We start from the raw sequence: 15,079 nt of genomic DNA, 5'->3' as shown, positions 1-15,079 counted from the left end.
ACATCCCGGCCTTATTCATTCTGATGGCCTTTTCACCCTTTGAGAAAGAAGTGAGCCATATGCCGGGGAAGGCATATGGCTCTGGTACAGGGAGAGGCCGGTGGACAGATATCGGGGATGATAGAACCAGCCTCCTACGGTAACAGGAATGACCTTAGGTCAATTTTAGTTCTAGGTATGTGAAGCGGATCACAAGCCGTGAAATTTTTTAGATCAGGTCAGATTCGGCAAGCTGCTTGAGCGCGTCGAGATCGTGAATCTGAAGACCACCACGAGACGCTTCGACCACGTTGCTGCGTTTCCAGGTCGATATGGTTTTCGACACGGCCTCGCGCGTAGCGCCAACAAACTCGGCCAGTTCGCTTTGCGACAGGGTGATGCGTGCGGTTGGAGCCTCCTGCTGTCCGGCCAGCAGCAACAGTTTTCTGGCCAAACGCACAGGCATCGGCAGAAAGACCTGTTCGTTCAGCTGCGCCCCCATCCATCGCATCCGCAGGCCGGCCAGACGGATCATATCGACCGCAAGGCCCGGATTTTGCCGAATCTGTTCCATAACATCCCTGCGACGCACGCGCAGGACCTTGGATGGCTCTGCCGCGGTAATCGTCGCAGTACGCGGGCCGTTGTCGAACAAAGCGATCTCGCCAAATACTTCACCGGCCCGCATCAGGCTTAGCGACAGCTTTCGGCCGCTCATTGCAAGAAAAGACGCCTCAAGCGTGCCTTCCAGAATGGCGTATAGTGCATCGCCCTCATCGTCTTGTTCGAACAAAACCTCGCCACGCGCCAGGTTTACTTCGGAGGCCTGCGCAGCGAGCATCGCCTTAAGACCCTCGGATGCTTCAGACAGGAATCCGCTATCGGGAAAGGCCGTCATGGTGACGTGGTGCTCCGGTTGAGTGAGTTGAGTGGTCCCTCAACTTCCCACAGCTTTGCCGCCAAGCCAAGGTTTTTGTCGCATGGTTCCGGGTTCTATCGTTGATCCGGGTCGTCCATATAGCGTTGCAACATGCTGAATTGCAGCATCAAAAACCCCATCAAAGCGATTGGAAAGCCAAAGGTTTCGATCTTGACCCACAGGTCGGTCGACATCGTGCGCCAGACCAGTTCATTGGCTACTGCAAGCACCGCAAAGCAGGCGCAAAGGCGGCGGGTCAGGATCATCCAGCCTTCGTGTTGCATCGGCAGCATCTCGTCCAGAACATAGGCCAGATAGGATTTCTTTTGCAGCAGGCCAATGCCCAGGATCAGCGCGAAAAAGCCGTAGACCAGCGTGGTTTTCATTTTGAAGAAACGTTCGTCGTTGAACCACGCCGTCAAGCCACCGAAGAAAATGACCATGAAAGCGGTGAAAATCTGCATCCGGCTGAGTTTTCCCGTCAGGAACCAAAGGATGCCCATCGCGGCCAGCATCAGCGGTACAAACAGGATGGTTGCGACGATGAACCCCGAATATTCGATGCCACCGATCAGAAAGCTGTCATCGCGCAGGCGCAGGTAGATGAAGAAAAAGGCAAGTGGCGGGCCAAGCTCCAGCACTTGTTTCAGAATGGGGTTGATCTCTTTTTTGCCTGTCATTGCTCGCGTCCTGCTGCTTACCCGCCCATTTCAACTATTACGGCGCCGAGCGCAATCAATGCCATCAGTGCAATGCGCCTTGGGCCGACAGTTTCTTTCAGTATCAGCCAGCCGATTAGAGCGGCGAAGACGGTTGATGTCTCGCGCAGCACGGCGGCCTCGCCGACCTTGTCCAGTCGCGTGGCCAGCATAATTGAGCCAAAAGAGAGTGGGGCGATGACGCCCCCCACAAGACCACGCAACATCAGAGGGCCCAGAGACGGGCGATTGGCCATAGCCCGCCATCTGAGTGCGGCATAGATCGGCATGGCTGCGCCGTCGATCATGAAAAACCATGCCAGAAAGGTGAACGGGTCCGCGGTGGCGCGAATTCCATAAGCATCGTAGGTGGTATAGAGCGCGACAAACAGACCGGTTGCGACGGCCAGTGCGAGGGCGACGCCAAGTGTTTCGCGATCTGTTTCCAGAAACCGCAGGTTATAGACAGCAAGACCGAAAATCCCGGCCATCAGGGTGGCGACGCCCACCCATTGGACAGCCGAGAAGGTCTCTGCGAACAAAAGGTAGGCACCGATGACCGTGAACAGAGGGCCGGTCCCACGTACGACTGGGTAGACGACCGTATAGGATCCTTTGGTATAGGCCATGGCCTGCAAGATCTTGTAGGTGACATGGATCAGCCAGACGAGCGCGAAGATCGGCCACATATGCGGCTCGGGCCAAGGAACGACGAACAGGGCAAATGGGGCGGCCATCAGGCCATAGCTGGCGTCGATGGCTCCGCGTGACAGCCAAGGATCGTGACGGCCTTTTTGCAGAGCCCCAAACGCTGCGTGCAGGAAGGCTGCCATCAGCGCAAGACCAAGGGCGAGTTGGTGACCTGCTTCAGTGCCTTCAAGAGAGATCAGCCAGTCGCTCAAATCAGGGCCTTCGTTGGATGGCGAGGCCGGGGGCGCTGCCCCCGGACCCCCGGGATATTTAGGGCCAGATGAAGTTCTGGATCAGGTTTGCAGGCCCGTAAGGGCGGCGGCGAATTCTTCGGGATCGAACGCAGCGAGGTCGTCGATTTGTTCGCCGACGCCGATGGCGTGGATTGGCAGGCCGAATTTATCGGCCAGCGCGACCAGAACACCGCCCTTGGCTGTGCCGTCCAGCTTGGTCATCACCAGCCCCGAAACGTCCGCAAGTTTGCGGAAGGTTTCGACCTGGCTGAGCGCGTTCTGGCCGGTGGTAGCGTCGAGCACGAGCAAGGTGTTGTGGGGCGCGGTGTCGTCAATTTTTCGGATGACCCGGACAATTTTGGCCAGCTCTTCCATCAGGTCGGCGCGGTTTTGCAGGCGTCCTGCTGTGTCGATCATCAGCAAGTCCGCGCCGTCTTCCTGCGCCTTGGTCAGCGCGTCGAAAGCCAGGCTGGCTGGGTCGGACCCTTCAGGCGCGGTCAACACGGGTACGCCAGCGCGATCACCCCAGACCTGCAACTGTTCCACGGCCGCGGCGCGGAAAGTGTCGCCGGCTGCGATGACAACCTTTTTTCCGGCCGCTTTGAACTGACTGGCCAGCTTGCCGATGGTTGTTGTTTTGCCCGAGCCGTTGACACCAACGACCAGCACGACCTGTGGACGTTTAGGGTAGATCGGCATCGGTTTGGCAACCGGCTCCATCACGCGGGCCACTTCTTGTGCCAGAAGATGCTTGATTTCCTGCGTCGATAGTTTGCGGCCAAAGCGCCCCTCGGCCATGTTGGAGGTCACGCGCAGGGCGGTGTCGACACCCATATCCGAAGCGATCAGCAGTTCCTCCAGCTGTTCCAGCATGTCATCATCCAGCGCGCGGCGCACGACGGCTCGATCCTCGCCACGGTTGAACAGGCGTCCAAGCAGACCCTTGGAGTCGGGGACCTCGGGCGGCGGTGGCGCGGGTGTGGGATCGGCGGGGATCGGGGCGGGCGGTTCAACTGGTGGCGTTACAGGTTCCGGCGCGGGAACTTCAGGGACAGGCTGCGGTTCGGGCTCGGGGTCAGGGATGACCGGATCCGGGACTGAGGTCTCCTCACCGCCATCCTCGACAATCGCGTCGAGCCCCTGTTCCAGGCGCGATGAGGATTTGAACAACTTGTCCTTTAGCTTGGAAAAAAACGCCATTTTTGGTCTCCGCAGGTGTTCCCCCCACCTAATGCGGAATTGCGGCAGTTGCAAAGGGTCAGAGAATGGCATCGTTCCGGGTGGCTCGTGATTGGTACGTCAGCGCCTCATCTGCCACAATGCATCTCATGCTCAGGTATCTGCTGATTCTCACTTTTCTTCCGGCGCAGGCCTTACTTGCGCAATCACCCATGTCTGGCAGTGAGTTTGACAGCTACACCCGGGGAAAGACCCTGTTTTACGGTTTCAACGGGCAGATTTATGGTGTCGAACGTTACCTGCCGAACCGCCGGGTGATCTGGTCCTTCCTTGATGGGAATTGCAAGGAAGGGGTTTGGTATGAGCGTGCGGATCAGATTTGTTTCATTTACGAAGACCGGCTTGATCCGCAGTGTTGGGTCTTTACCCGATCGGGTGAGGGTCTGATTGCGCAGTTCGAGGGCGACCCGGCTGCGACTGAATTGTACGAAGCTGATGAAATCGGGGAAAAAATGGTCTGTCTTGGCCCTGAGGTGGGCGTTTAACCTGGGCCTCAGGTGGCGCGAAGCTCGTCATAGCTGATCATGACGTGGTTCTGATAGGCGGGCCTTTGGGCGAGCGTATCGTAATACCGGCGCAGGTTTGGCAATTTCGCACGCGAGATATCAATGTCGAAGTACCGGAACAGGACATGGCCAAGCTGAATATCGGCCAGCGTCAGGTTTGAACCGGTTATGTAAGTGTGGTCGGCCAGAATGGCCTCGGCAATCTTAAGTTTGCTTTCAAGGGTGTTGATGGCCTGTTCGATGGCCTGCCGATCCTGCCGGGCGGGCGCTGTTCGCACGGTGCGCCAGAACACCGGGACCGTGAAATTCATTGCGACGTTGATTTTGGCCCATTCCGCCCATTTGTCTACTTCCGCCTGTTGTATTGGCGCGCGCGGCCAAAAGGCATCGCTACCATACTGATTGGCCAGATATCTTAGGATTGCGCCGGTTTCCCACAGCGGCGGAGCGTCTCTGTCTTGCAGAACCGGAATGGTCCGATTTGGATTCAATTCTCCAAACGCGCTGCTACCCAGCCCACCAAAGCGATGACCAATATCATGGCGCCGATATTCCAGTCCCAACTCACCGACACACCACATCAGAGCCTGAACATTCGAGGAAGTTTTGCGACCCCAGATCGTCAGCATGGTTCAGAACAGCGAGCCCTGATCGGGCGTTCCCGGTTTGGCCTTTTTTGCAGTGGATTTGGCTGAGGCCCCGGTTTTAAGGCGGCCATCGGCGAATTCTATCTCAAGAACCGGATGACCGGCGGCTTGTTCCCTGGTTGTGACAACTCCGCCTTCAGCGCGGACCACGGCGTAGCCACGCGCAAGGGTGGCTTTGTAGCTGAGCGTTTCGCGCAGCCGGTCTGTGGCGCTGAGTTGTTGGCGCAAGCGGTCCAGCCGTGTTGTCTGGGCAGTGTTCAGCCGGTCGGCGAAGCGCGCGACAATCTGGCGTTGCTGGTCGATCTCGCGCTGGATCGGGCGTATGGACAGGCGTGAGGACAGGTTCAGTAGTCTTTCTTTACGTGAGGACACCAGATTGCGCAGGGTCGATGGGCGCAGATGCGCGGACATCTCGACCAATTGCAGTCGCCGGTTCTGAATGCCGCGATTCAAGGCTGGCGTCAGGCGTTCCGCAATAAGATCAAGGCGTTGCCGTGGGGTATTCAGCAAGGTGTCTGGCCGTGGAAGGGCGCGCGATAGATCGTGCAGCCGTTGTGATCGGCGCTGAACGGCGTCCGATGCCGCACGGGACAGGCGGACACCTTGCTCTCCGGTCCAGGCCAGCAACTCCATACGCACTGGCACAGCCAGTTCAGCAGCCGCAGTCGGAGTGGGTGTGCGGCGGTCCGAGACGAAGTCGATCAGAGTGGTGTCCGTCTCGTGCCCAACCGCAGATATCAGCGGAATTTCCGAGGCGGCTGCGGCGCGGGCGACAATTTCTTCGTTAAAGCCCCATAAGTCTTCGATGGATCCACCGCCCCGGGCGACGATGATCAGATCGGGCCTCGGCAATGCGCCGCCGGGGGTCAGTTTGTTGAAGCCTTCGATGGCGCGGGCGACCTCGGGCGCGCAGTTCGAGCCTTGCACGGCCACGGGCCAGATCAGAACTTTACGTGGGAATCGATCCCTGAGGCGGTGCAGGATATCGCGGATCACCGCGCCAGAGGGCGAGGTGACCACGCCGATGATCTGCGGCAGATAGGGCAGGGTTTTCTTGCGCTCGGGCGCGAACAGCCCTTCTGCCTCAAGCTGTTTTTTTCGTTTCTCCAGCAGCGCCATCAGCGCGCCCTGTCCGGCGACCGAGACTTCATCGACATTCAGGTTGTATTTCGACTGTGCGCCAAAGGCGGTCAGGCGGCCTGTGACGACGACCTCAAGCCCTTCTTCAGGAACCACCGACAAGCCCGATATCTGGCCTTTCCACGTGGTGCAGGCCAGAACGTTCCGGTCGTCCTTGATGTCGTAATACAAGTGCCCCGAGCGGGCCTTGAACACACGCCCGACCTCGCCTCTTACGCGGATTCGCCCGAACGAGCCCTCCAACGCGCGTTTCACCTCGCCCGAGATTTCGGAAACCGTGTATTCGGGGGTGTTTTGCCCCGGGATCGGGTCGTCAAGCAGATCGGACATTTCAGCGCCTTGTGTCAAATGCCTGCCCAGCTTAGAACGCCCCGCAGGCGAGGCCAAGCAGATCGGAGACGACCCCATGAACATCCTTATTCTCGGCAGCGGCGGGCGCGAGCACAGCCTGGCGTGGGCGGTGATGCAGAACCCCAAATGCGACCGTCTGATTGTTGCGCCGGGAAATGCCGGAATCGCTCAGATCGCGGATTGTGCGGCGTTGGATATCGAGAATGGCGGAGCGGTTGTCAGCTTTGCCGAGGAAAACGCCATTGATTTTGTGATTGTTGGGCCCGAGGCGCCGTTGGCGGCTGGCGTGGCCGATCGTTTGCGCGAGGCCGGTATATTGGTTTTTGGGCCATCGGCCGAGGCTGCGCGGCTGGAGGCTTCGAAGAGTTTTACCAAAGAGATCTGCGATGCCTCTGGCGCGCCGACGGCCGCATATGCCCGTTTCACGGAAGTAGAGCCTGCCAAGGCTTATATCCGCGAGCAAGGCGCGCCGATTGTGGTCAAGGCCGATGGTCTGGCGGCGGGCAAGGGTGTGATCGTGGCGATGGATGAACAAACCGCTCTGGACGCGATCGACGACATGTTCGGCGGGGCCTTTGGCGGTGCCGGGGCCGAGGTTGTCATCGAGGAGTTTATGGATGGCGAAGAGGCTTCGCTTTTCGTGTTGTGCGATGGCGAGGATATTCTGTCCATTGGCACCGCTCAGGATCACAAACGGGTGGGCGAAGGTGACACCGGCCTGAACACTGGCGGAATGGGTGCGTATTCACCGGCTCCGGTCCTGAGTGCCGAGATCGAGGCCCGCGCCATGTACGAGATCGTGCGCCCGACAATCGCCGAAATGAAGCGTCGCGGGACGCCGTTTCAGGGGGTTCTTTATGCGGGGCTGATGATCAAGGACAGCCAGCCCCGGTTGGTGGAATACAATGTGCGCTTTGGTGACCCGGAATGTCAGGTTCTGATGATGCGGCTTGGTGCGCAGGTCATGGATCTGATGCATGCGGCGGCCGAGGGGCGGTTGAGCCAAGCCAAGGTCAATTGGGCGGATGATCACGCGATGACGGTGGTTATGGCGGCGAACGGGTATCCGGGTGCCTATGCGAAAGGTACGGTGATCAATGGGTTGGATGAGCTGCCCGAGGACAGCCGCAACATGGTATTCCATGCCGGGACCAAGGCCGTTGGTGGGCAGGTTCAGGCGTCAGGTGGTCGGGTTCTGAATGTTACCGCGCGAGGCGAGACACTGCAGGAGGCACGGGATCGGGCCTATGCAATGGTCGATGGGGTAGATTGGCCCGAAGGGTTTTATCGGCGCGATATCGGTTGGCGGGCACTTTGAGTGGATGAGCGGTTAGGGGGCTTTGCCCCCTCGGCCTGCGGCCTCACCCCCAGGATATTTTCGGCCAGATGAAGAGTGGATCAGCATTTGAGGGCTTGGGTGAAGCTCTCGGGGCCTGTGAACGGGCCGATATCGGTTTTGGTCCATTCGTTGTTGTAAGAGACACTGATGATCCGCGACCAGTCGGCGCTGGCCACGATCAACTCTGGGCGCTCGTCGCAGTTGCGCAAGCCGCCTGAGATGAAATCCTCGCCGATCTTGTGGTTGGTCAGGCCAGTGAGCGAGGCGATTTCAGTCAGGTCGCCATTCGTGAATCGCCAGATTCGAAGCGTTTTGGCCAGATGCGGGCGGTCGATATAAGCGATTTCGATATGGCCGTCGCCGTCCAGATCGGCAGCGCCGACCGGGGCGAGCCAGCGGAAGCGGGTCCCGATATGCGGCGTGGATGCGATCTTTTGTCCAAGGGCATCGTATATTGCCAGTTGCGCGCCGGTTTGGGCCTGGGATTCAACGACAACAACTTCAAGCGTGCCGTTCTGATCTATGTCGACCATTCGGGGAGCGAGGTCCTCGAACACCCGGTCCGGCGGCAAGTGAACGGATATGGTCTTGTTTTGGAGTACTAGGTCCAGCGTGCCGTATTCAATCCTGTCACCCAGTACACCGTGGGGGTAGCGGGTTGTCGGATCCGTAAATCGGGCAGATATGATTTTTTCAGATGCGATGGCCGGGATCGCTCCGGCCAACCACGTGCAGAACGTTAGCAACGCGCCGCGTACCCCGTCTTGCCACAGGCGGGCGAGGCTACGCGGCGCTTTGGAATGCATCAGATCTGTTTTTCCGGCATCTGAACAACCAGACCGTCCAACGCGTCGGTGACCTTGATCTGGCAGGTCAGGCGCGAGCGAGCCGGGTCGGGTTCGAAGGCAAAGTCCAGCATGTCCTCTTCCATGTCGTCTTTTGCCGGGATTTTCTCGACCCAATCCGGGTGAATGTACACATGGCAGGTCGAGCAGGCGCAGGCGCCGCCGCAATCGGCCTCGATGCCGGGAATATTGTTGTCACGGGCCCCTTCCATGACTGTCAGTCCGTTGGCGACCTCGACTGTATGTTCGGTACCGCCATGCTCGACATAGGTGATCTTTGCCATTGCGTGCGTCTTCCTTCTGCGATTGTCGAATTCTTCCTTAGTCAAGGCGTTTAGCTCTTTCCAGTCTGATTTGCGACTCTGGGTGCCGCCTCTGGACATTCCTTTTGTTTGTTCTATTTTTGTTCTTATGCTTGTTGCCCCCATTCGCCCTTCGCGTTCAAACAGTGGCTGGCCGCGCCCGCCAGCTTGCTTGCCTGCCTGTCAGTTGAGCGCCCCGCCCGAGGGCGCGCGCGTGACGGTCGCGGGGCTTGTGATCCTGCGCCAGAGGCCCGGGACGGCCAAGGGCGTGATATTCGTGACACTTGAGGATGAGACCGGCATCGTGAACGTGGTGGTTTGGCGCAAGATTTACGAACGCTTCCGCCGCGCCGTGATTTCGGGGCGGCTGTTGCGGGTCACGGGCCGGATGCAGAGGGCCCATTCGGTGACCCATGTGATCGCGGAAGAGATCGAAGACATCTCGGGCATGCTGGATATGTTGGTGCGGGGTGAAGAATAACAGATTTGTAAACGAGCCGGCGGCAGCGCCATAAAACCAGCTTTCGTGTTGTCACGGATGTCAGCGACACACAGGTCCGCTTGTCCGCCTTGCCGTGTCAAAGTGGAAGTGATCCTTGTGGTACTGGTCCGCTTCGGGGCCAAGCACCGTGCCGAACAGACCGCAGGCACCGCCATGCAGCTGGCGCAAAACGTCGTTTGAATTCTCGGTCTCCCAACCGTCGCGCACGGATAGAACGCTTCCGTCCGCCAGTATGAAGGCTGAAATATCAATCGCTCGGCCCCGTGCATGCTCCGACAGGCGTGCGCGGATTTTATTGTTCTGCGTCCGGCAGGAATAGTGGCCAACCAGACGCATCCCTATCAGGCCGCCTCCGACATCGGCAAAGGCCGGTTTGGCAACAACTTCTATCCATGTTTTCAGCGTAATTGCCGTTTCGCAATCCATAAGCGCAAACTGGTTGAGGCCGACGCCGGAAACCATGTGGATCCTGACCGGGCTTGGAATGCCGCATCCCCGATATCGCCCCTTAATCGGCTTGAGCGTTTCGCCCAGAATGGTCCAATCTTTGCAGACTGCCCCCCGTTCACGCATTCTTTCTCGACCAAGCTCGAACATCTTGAACTTGCAGGGGCGCAATTGGGGTCTCAGAGATATTCCGGCCTCAAGTTTGGCGGTTTCGTCGGCGGTGGGTACGCCCGGGTGTGCATCAAAGTCGGAAGATGGGTCAAACGCAACAAGCTCGGATTGTTCCGGGGTTGGGCTTCCAGCGCAATCCGGTTCGGCACTGGCAGCACCAGCACAGAGCATCAATATTGTGATGAGTGCCCGCATCGGATGAGCCTCTTCCTTTCTAAATCTGTTTCAGTTGTTCAAAGGCTAGCTTAGCTCAACTCTGGTATTGTGCCACCGGGAACAGGTAAAATGTTCAAGTACAGTGCCTTCTTGACCAGGGCTTGTGTATTACCGGACAGTTTTGTTGGGAAAGCGCTGCTGGAAAAATATGAGTTGTCAAGATTTCGCCAAAGTTGTGTGTGATGTGAGGGTGCAATTTTGAGGCGAAAATTATGCAAAACAAATACTTGTATCGTATTTATCGTCTGCGACGGCTGATCATAGTCAGCCTAGCCGTGTTATTCGCGCAATGGTGTTTGGGATGGTGGTTCTTTGGATCTTCCGTTCTTTTGGAAAATCCTTTGGCCATGACTGGCGTCGCCTTGGCCTGTGTCTTGGTGATCATAACGTTAGTGATAACCTATCCTTGCGTTTGGTGGGAAACTCTAACCGCTGGGTTGGTAATCGGGTTTGTACTGATACTCCTTCCTCTGTTGGAAGATCTGCAGGCTATCGCACCAGATCAAAACCGCGTGCCAGCTACAGCTATTTTGACGCTCGGTATCGTTTTCGGCGGATTTTTTCTATGGCTTGGGTTGAATTGGCTTCCGGTTGTTCTTCCTCGAATCCCTTCTGGTTTTAAACTTATACGCTCACAAGTTTGGACTGATCTTAATCCGGATGAAGCGTTTCAGATTCTCAAATCCAAGCCGGATAGTGATGATGGATTCTGTAAGTCGGGTCCTATCAGAGAGGACGGCCTCTTTCTGGTAAACTCAAAGATAAACACCGTGAACGTTGAAACCTTCGATCAAGAGGCCGAGGTGCTGAGTTATTATTGTAAGGTTGAGCAGGAAAGCAACAATCATCAGGTCGTCTCAGTGTTTCACAAGATTGACGAGGAAGCGCAGGTCGATCTTGAGTACCTTCATGTCTGGCGTTCAGGTCGTAAGACTGTTTGTGAAACTCGCGTGCTATTTGGTCGGAGTGATATCTATACGGAAGCTGGGTTTTGGCTGAAAGATTACGGAAGTGACCATATGTACGGGCAATTGATGCGTGCGCAGGGGGGGAATGCGGTAGCGCTGATCGACCTGCCTTACAAATCTCCATTGGTTGGGCTTGCTCGATTCTTTCAGCAGATTGACAACAGCCCAAGAAACAGCGGAAGCGGCTCTATTTGAGCAGGGCGCATTGTTGCTATGATATCACCTCTGAAACAAAATCCCTTGCGACTGTTTATCCCGGTGATCCCCCCGCAACTCGGCGTGCAGCGCCCGACCTGCCTGCACCCCTCGACGTGCACTCATTGTCTCTAGCCAGCGCGTGAAATTGGGCTTGTCTTCCAGTACTTGCTGCTGCCCTTCCCACAGGCTCGCCCAGCCCCAGATCGATATGTCGGCGATGGAATAGAAATCACCCGCGACATACTCGTTTTCGGCCAGCCGCCGGTCCAATACCCCGTAAAGACGTCCGACCTCGGTGCGGTAGCGGTCTTTGGGGTAGGGCAAGTCCTGTGGCGGGTCCAGTTGCGGGGCGTATTTCAGGAAATGATGCGCCTGACCGGCCATGGGACCCACGCCGCCCATTTGCCACATCAGCCATTCCTCGACCGCGATCCGATCCCGTTCGGTTTTGCCATAGAAACGACCGGTCTTACGGGCGAGATACATCAGGATCGCGCCGCTTTCGAACACGGAAACCGGTGCGCCGTCGGGGCCATCCGGGTCCAAAATAGCAGGCATTCGGTTGTTGGGGGAAATCTTCAGAAACTCCGGATCGAACTGGTCCCCCTTACCAATATTGATCAGATGAGTGGTGTAGGGCAGTTCCATCTCTTCCAGGGCAATGGATGCCTTCCAACCGTTTGGGGTGGGCCAGAAATAGAGATCTATCATGATGCCTCCTCAGGTTGAGGGGATCATGCTGGTTTCCGCTGCGTCGGCAAGAGGTGTTACGAAAGCGTGAGCGCAGAGGCACCGGGCTTGACGATTCCGGGGACGAGGCGTAAGTGCAACGGTACCACGTGGCGATTTGTTACCGGATTGCGGGCCACGCTAAACAACACCGCTAAAAGGTCAGGATGAAAGACCCCTTTCGCTTGGCCGCGTCTGGGGTTTTTTGTTTGCCTCTGCCCAGGGGCTGAAAGGAATGACATGAGCGAGAGCTGGAATAAACGCACCCAAGCCGTCCATGGCGGCATCCGTCGCAGCCAATACAAAGAGGTCAGCGAAGCGATCTACCTGACCCAGGGCTTTGTCTATGACACCGCTGAGCAAGCCGAGGCCCGGTTTATCGAGACCGGCCCGGATGAGTTCATCTATGCCCGTTATGGCAACCCGACCGTGTCGATGTTCGAACAGCGTATCGCCGCGCTGGAAGGGGGCGAGGACGCGTTTGCCACCGCCTCGGGCATGGCAGCGGTCAACGGGGCGTTGGTGTCGATGCTGAATGCAGGCGACCACGTTGTCTCGGCCAAGGCGTTGTTTGGGTCGTGCCTTTATATTCTTGAAAGCATCCTGACACGTTTTGGTGTCGAGGTGACCTTTGTGGACGGCACAGATCTGGAGCAGTGGAAAGCGGCACTGCGCCCGGACACAAAGGCCGTATTCTTCGAATCCATGTCGAACCCCACGCTTGAGGTGATCGACATTGCCGCTGTGTCCGAATTGGCCCATGCGGTGGGCGCGATTGTGGTGGTCGATAATGTCTTTTCGACCCCAGTGTTCTCGCGCGCGATCGAGCAGGGCGCGGATGTGGTCGTTTATTCGGCGACCAAACATATCGACGGTCAGGGGCGCGCGCTGGGCGGCGTTATCATCGGCACCAAGGACTTTATCCGCGGCACGGTTGAACCTTACCTCAAGCATACCGGCGGCGCGCTGAGCCCGTTCAATGCTTGGATCATGCTGAAGGGCCTTGAAACCATCGCCCTGCGCGTGAATGCGCAGGCCGAAACGGCAACGGCTCTGGCCGAAGCGCTGGAAGGGCATCCCGCGCTGGAGCGCACTCTGTTCCCCGGCCTGAAATCCCACGCGCAGAACGCCTTGGTGCAGGAGCAGCTTGGCGGCAAGGGCGGCACGGTTCTGTCGCTGGACATCAAAGGCGGGAAAGAGGCGGCCTTTGCCTTTTTGAATGCACTGACCATTCCGGTGATTTCGAACAATCTGGGTGACGCCAAATCCATTGCGACCCACCCGGCGACCACGACGCACCAGCGTCTCAGCCAGGAGCAGCGGGATGAGCTGGGCATCACTCCGGGTCTGATCCGTTTGTCCGTTGGGTTGGAAGATGCAGGCGATCTGCTGGAAGATATCAAAAAGGCGCTGGACGCGTCTCAGGCATAAAGCCGTCTGGGGCGGGTTATCTGGCCGGGCTAAACGTGTGCAACACGGCGTTTTTCTACCGAAAAAGACGGTTTCGCCCGGATTTTTTCGATCCGGGCTGCTATGTCCCGCGTAAAGGGCTATAGTGACACGTGGCCCGAAGCCGTCGATAACCCGTCGGTGAGACAAGGATAGACTGCGCATGAATCTACATCCCCGAGATCTGGACGATGCACCTGATCGTGAAGAGGCCGCCGCTGCGCTGAAAGTGTTGCGCAAATGGGCGTCTTTGGCATCCGAGGCGGAAATCAGCCAACTCGATCCGGCCGTTGCGCGGTTGGTGCCTGGTTTGCCGCCGGAAAGCTATCCGACTATGTCGCGTGAGTATCCCGAAGAATTTGTTGCGGATGAGGCCTATAAAGCCACTCTGCCAGACTTGCAGAATGGACCTTCCAGTCTGATTCGCGGGGCCAAACAGCAAATCCAGCATGTGGGCATTTCGAATTTCCGCCTGCCGATCCGCTTCCATCGCAAGCACGGCGATGATCTGACGCTTGAGACATCCGTGACCGGCTCGGTCAGCCTTGAGGCTGAGAAGAAGGGCATCAACATGTCCCGGATCATGCGGTCCTTCTACAAGCATGCCGAGCGCACTTTCAGTTTCGAAGTGATGGAAGCCGCGCTGGATGACTATAAGACCGATCTGGACAGCTTTGATGCACGTATCCAGATGCGGTTTTCTTACCCGGACCGGGTAAAAAGCCTGCGCTCGGGTCTGGAGGGTTATCAATACTACGACATTGCGCTTGAGTTGATCGAGCGGGGCGGTGAACGCCTGAAGATCATGCATCTGGACTATGTCTATTCGTCGACCTGCCCCTGTTCTCTGGAACTCAGCGAACACGCGCGGTCGATGCGCGGGCAGCTGGCGACACCGCATTCACAGCGCTCGGTGGCGCGGATTTCGGTTGTGGTCGACTGCAATGCCGACTGCCTGTGGTTCGAAGACCTGATTGCCCTGTGCCGCCGTGCAGTGCCTACCGAAACCCAGGTTATGGTCAAGCGCGAGGATGAACAGGCTTTTGCCGAACTGAACGCCGCCAATCCGATTTTCGTCGAAGACGCCGCACGCCTGTTCTGCGCTGAATTGCAAGCCGATCATCATGTTGGGGATTTCCGTGTCATCGCCAGCCATCAGGAAAGCCTTCACAGCCATGATGCTGTGTCGATTCTGACCGAAGGTCCGACCTTTGATTCCGCCAGCCTGGACCCGCGTTTGTTCACGACTCTGTTCCACGTTGGCTGATTGACCCAGCGGAACCTTTTGAAAAACCGTTGAAAAAACTGTCATTGGTGCATTATTGCCGCAGCGCAGCAAGAATTGCTGCGCTCGCAAATGTTTTGACGTAATATCGGGTCCGAGTGCAGCCGCTACCCGTTTATGTGGTGGCGTAGCCTGAAAAGGATGCCGGAACGTGCCAAGTTTTGGACTGCGAATCCGAATGCCCGCTCCGAAAATCGGGGTGGGAGGGCTCTTTTCACTTTTTTGC

Annotated in this window: 16 protein-coding genes and 1 riboswitch; of the genes, 6 read left to right on the top strand and 10 right to left on the bottom strand. The window is 57.5% G+C overall.

Annotated features, from left to right (window positions below; all coding sequences use genetic code 11):
* Nucleotides 1-208: 208 nt before the first annotated feature.
* From ACP0GE_RS05315 to ftsY, 4 genes are all read right to left on the bottom strand, one after another.
* A complete protein-coding gene (locus tag ACP0GE_RS05315) occupies nt 209-877 on the bottom strand; it encodes a Crp/Fnr family transcriptional regulator (RefSeq protein WP_424830959.1) in 669 nt (222 codons plus the stop codon).
* A gap of 95 nt (nt 878-972) precedes the next feature.
* On the bottom strand, nt 973-1,578 hold the full coding sequence (locus ACP0GE_RS05310) for an inner membrane-spanning protein YciB (RefSeq protein ID WP_424830958.1): 606 nt from the start codon (nt 1,576-1,578) through the stop codon (nt 973-975).
* A 17-nt stretch (nt 1,579-1,595) separates the two neighbouring features.
* A complete protein-coding gene (locus ACP0GE_RS05305) occupies nt 1,596-2,498 on the bottom strand; it encodes an EamA family transporter (protein ID WP_424830957.1) in 903 nt (300 codons plus the stop codon).
* Between the two features lie 81 nt (nt 2,499-2,579).
* Nucleotides 2,580-3,719: a signal recognition particle-docking protein FtsY gene (ftsY, locus tag ACP0GE_RS05300; protein ID WP_424830956.1), complete on the bottom strand. Its 1,140-nt coding sequence runs from the start codon at nt 3,717-3,719 to the stop codon at nt 2,580-2,582.
* A 128-nt stretch (nt 3,720-3,847) separates the two neighbouring features.
* Between ftsY and ACP0GE_RS05295 the strand changes: the two genes are divergently transcribed.
* Entirely contained in the window at nt 3,848-4,243 is a 396-nt protein-coding gene (locus ACP0GE_RS05295) for a hypothetical protein (RefSeq protein WP_424833809.1), read from the top strand.
* An 8-nt stretch (nt 4,244-4,251) separates the two neighbouring features.
* On the opposite strand, the gene ACP0GE_RS05290 is transcribed toward ACP0GE_RS05295, so the two are convergent.
* The gene (locus tag ACP0GE_RS05290; protein ID WP_424830955.1) at nt 4,252-4,893 is read right to left on the bottom strand and encodes a glutathione S-transferase family protein; all 642 of its coding nucleotides are present in this window, start codon (nt 4,891-4,893) and stop codon (nt 4,252-4,254) included.
* Between the two features lie 3 nt (nt 4,894-4,896).
* A complete protein-coding gene (xseA, locus tag ACP0GE_RS05285) occupies nt 4,897-6,381 on the bottom strand; it encodes an exodeoxyribonuclease VII large subunit (protein WP_424830954.1) in 1,485 nt (494 codons plus the stop codon).
* 76 nt (nt 6,382-6,457) lie between these two features.
* Here xseA and purD point away from each other — a divergent pair, with 76 nt between their 5' ends.
* Nucleotides 6,458-7,720 (top strand): phosphoribosylamine--glycine ligase, encoded by a 1,263-nt coding sequence (purD, locus tag ACP0GE_RS05280; protein WP_424830953.1) that lies wholly within the window; start codon nt 6,458-6,460, stop codon nt 7,718-7,720.
* A gap of 80 nt (nt 7,721-7,800) precedes the next feature.
* Here the strand turns inward: purD and ACP0GE_RS05275 are convergent, their stop codons facing one another.
* Nucleotides 7,801-8,547 (bottom strand): FG-GAP repeat domain-containing protein, encoded by a 747-nt coding sequence (locus ACP0GE_RS05275; RefSeq protein WP_424830952.1) that lies wholly within the window; start codon nt 8,545-8,547, stop codon nt 7,801-7,803.
* The gene (locus ACP0GE_RS05270) at nt 8,547-8,870 is read right to left on the bottom strand and encodes a 2Fe-2S iron-sulfur cluster-binding protein (protein WP_170346586.1); all 324 of its coding nucleotides are present in this window, start codon (nt 8,868-8,870) and stop codon (nt 8,547-8,549) included. The genes ACP0GE_RS05275 and ACP0GE_RS05270 overlap by 1 nt, the downstream gene beginning before the upstream one ends.
* Nucleotides 8,871-8,997: 127 nt before the next feature.
* On the opposite strand from ACP0GE_RS05270, the gene ACP0GE_RS05265 reads away from it, so the two are divergent.
* On the top strand, nt 8,998-9,369 hold the full coding sequence (locus ACP0GE_RS05265; RefSeq protein ID WP_424830951.1) for an OB-fold nucleic acid binding domain-containing protein: 372 nt from the start codon (nt 8,998-9,000) through the stop codon (nt 9,367-9,369).
* Between the two features lie 60 nt (nt 9,370-9,429).
* On the opposite strand, the gene ACP0GE_RS05260 is transcribed toward ACP0GE_RS05265, so the two are convergent.
* Nucleotides 9,430-10,203 (bottom strand): extensin family protein, encoded by a 774-nt coding sequence (locus tag ACP0GE_RS05260; RefSeq protein ID WP_424830950.1) that lies wholly within the window; start codon nt 10,201-10,203, stop codon nt 9,430-9,432.
* 233 nt (nt 10,204-10,436) lie between these two features.
* Here ACP0GE_RS05260 and ACP0GE_RS05255 point away from each other — a divergent pair, with 233 nt between their 5' ends.
* The gene (locus ACP0GE_RS05255) at nt 10,437-11,387 is read left to right on the top strand and encodes a hypothetical protein (protein WP_424830949.1); all 951 of its coding nucleotides are present in this window, start codon (nt 10,437-10,439) and stop codon (nt 11,385-11,387) included.
* A 24-nt stretch (nt 11,388-11,411) separates the two neighbouring features.
* Here the strand turns inward: ACP0GE_RS05255 and ACP0GE_RS05250 are convergent, their stop codons facing one another.
* Nucleotides 11,412-12,101: a glutathione S-transferase N-terminal domain-containing protein gene (locus ACP0GE_RS05250; protein ID WP_424830948.1), complete on the bottom strand. Its 690-nt coding sequence runs from the start codon at nt 12,099-12,101 to the stop codon at nt 11,412-11,414.
* 118 nt (nt 12,102-12,219) lie between these two features.
* Nucleotides 12,220-12,297: riboswitch (SAM riboswitch) on the top strand.
* 62 nt (nt 12,298-12,359) lie between these two features.
* Here ACP0GE_RS05250 and metZ point away from each other — a divergent pair.
* Nucleotides 12,360-13,550: an O-succinylhomoserine sulfhydrylase gene (metZ, locus tag ACP0GE_RS05245; RefSeq protein WP_424830947.1), complete on the top strand. Its 1,191-nt coding sequence runs from the start codon at nt 12,360-12,362 to the stop codon at nt 13,548-13,550.
* Nucleotides 13,551-13,731: 181 nt separating this feature from the next.
* The gene (folE2, locus tag ACP0GE_RS05240) at nt 13,732-14,835 is read left to right on the top strand and encodes a GTP cyclohydrolase FolE2 (protein ID WP_424830946.1); all 1,104 of its coding nucleotides are present in this window, start codon (nt 13,732-13,734) and stop codon (nt 14,833-14,835) included.
* Nucleotides 14,836-15,079: the final 244 nt, after the last annotated feature.

It is taken from the genome of Ruegeria sp., assembly GCF_965243365.1.
Lineage (GTDB): Bacteria > Pseudomonadota > Alphaproteobacteria > Rhodobacterales > Rhodobacteraceae > Ruegeria.
The sequence above is the reverse complement of the archived record's forward strand: the minus strand, read 5'-3'. Positions and strand labels throughout refer to the sequence as shown.

Excerpts from the sequence above, each read along its gene's own strand:
- ACP0GE_RS05315 (WP_424830959.1), bottom strand. The coding sequence starts at position 877 with ATGACGGCCTTTCCCGATAGCGGATTCCTGTCTGAAGCATCCGAGGGT.
- ACP0GE_RS05310 (WP_424830958.1), bottom strand. The coding sequence starts at position 1,578 with ATGACAGGCAAAAAAGAGATCAACCCCATTCTGAAACAAGTGCTGGAG.
- ftsY (WP_424830956.1), bottom strand. The coding sequence starts at position 3,719 with ATGGCGTTTTTTTCCAAGCTAAAGGACAAGTTGTTCAAATCCTCATCG.
- ACP0GE_RS05295 (WP_424833809.1), top strand. The coding sequence starts at position 3,848 with ATGCTCAGGTATCTGCTGATTCTCACTTTTCTTCCGGCGCAGGCCTTA.
- ACP0GE_RS05290 (WP_424830955.1), bottom strand. The coding sequence starts at position 4,893 with ATGCTGACGATCTGGGGTCGCAAAACTTCCTCGAATGTTCAGGCTCTG.
- xseA (WP_424830954.1), bottom strand. The coding sequence starts at position 6,381 with ATGTCCGATCTGCTTGACGACCCGATCCCGGGGCAAAACACCCCCGAA.
- purD (WP_424830953.1), top strand. The coding sequence starts at position 6,458 with ATGAACATCCTTATTCTCGGCAGCGGCGGGCGCGAGCACAGCCTGGCG.
- ACP0GE_RS05275 (WP_424830952.1), bottom strand. The coding sequence starts at position 8,547 with ATGCATTCCAAAGCGCCGCGTAGCCTCGCCCGCCTGTGGCAAGACGGG.
- ACP0GE_RS05270 (WP_170346586.1), bottom strand. The coding sequence starts at position 8,870 with ATGGCAAAGATCACCTATGTCGAGCATGGCGGTACCGAACATACAGTC.
- ACP0GE_RS05265 (WP_424830951.1), top strand. The coding sequence starts at position 8,998 with ATGCTTGTTGCCCCCATTCGCCCTTCGCGTTCAAACAGTGGCTGGCCG.
- ACP0GE_RS05260 (WP_424830950.1), bottom strand. The coding sequence starts at position 10,203 with ATGCGGGCACTCATCACAATATTGATGCTCTGTGCTGGTGCTGCCAGT.
- ACP0GE_RS05255 (WP_424830949.1), top strand. The coding sequence starts at position 10,437 with ATGCAAAACAAATACTTGTATCGTATTTATCGTCTGCGACGGCTGATC.
- ACP0GE_RS05250 (WP_424830948.1), bottom strand. The coding sequence starts at position 12,101 with ATGATAGATCTCTATTTCTGGCCCACCCCAAACGGTTGGAAGGCATCC.
- metZ (WP_424830947.1), top strand. The coding sequence starts at position 12,360 with ATGAGCGAGAGCTGGAATAAACGCACCCAAGCCGTCCATGGCGGCATC.
- folE2 (WP_424830946.1), top strand. The coding sequence starts at position 13,732 with ATGAATCTACATCCCCGAGATCTGGACGATGCACCTGATCGTGAAGAG.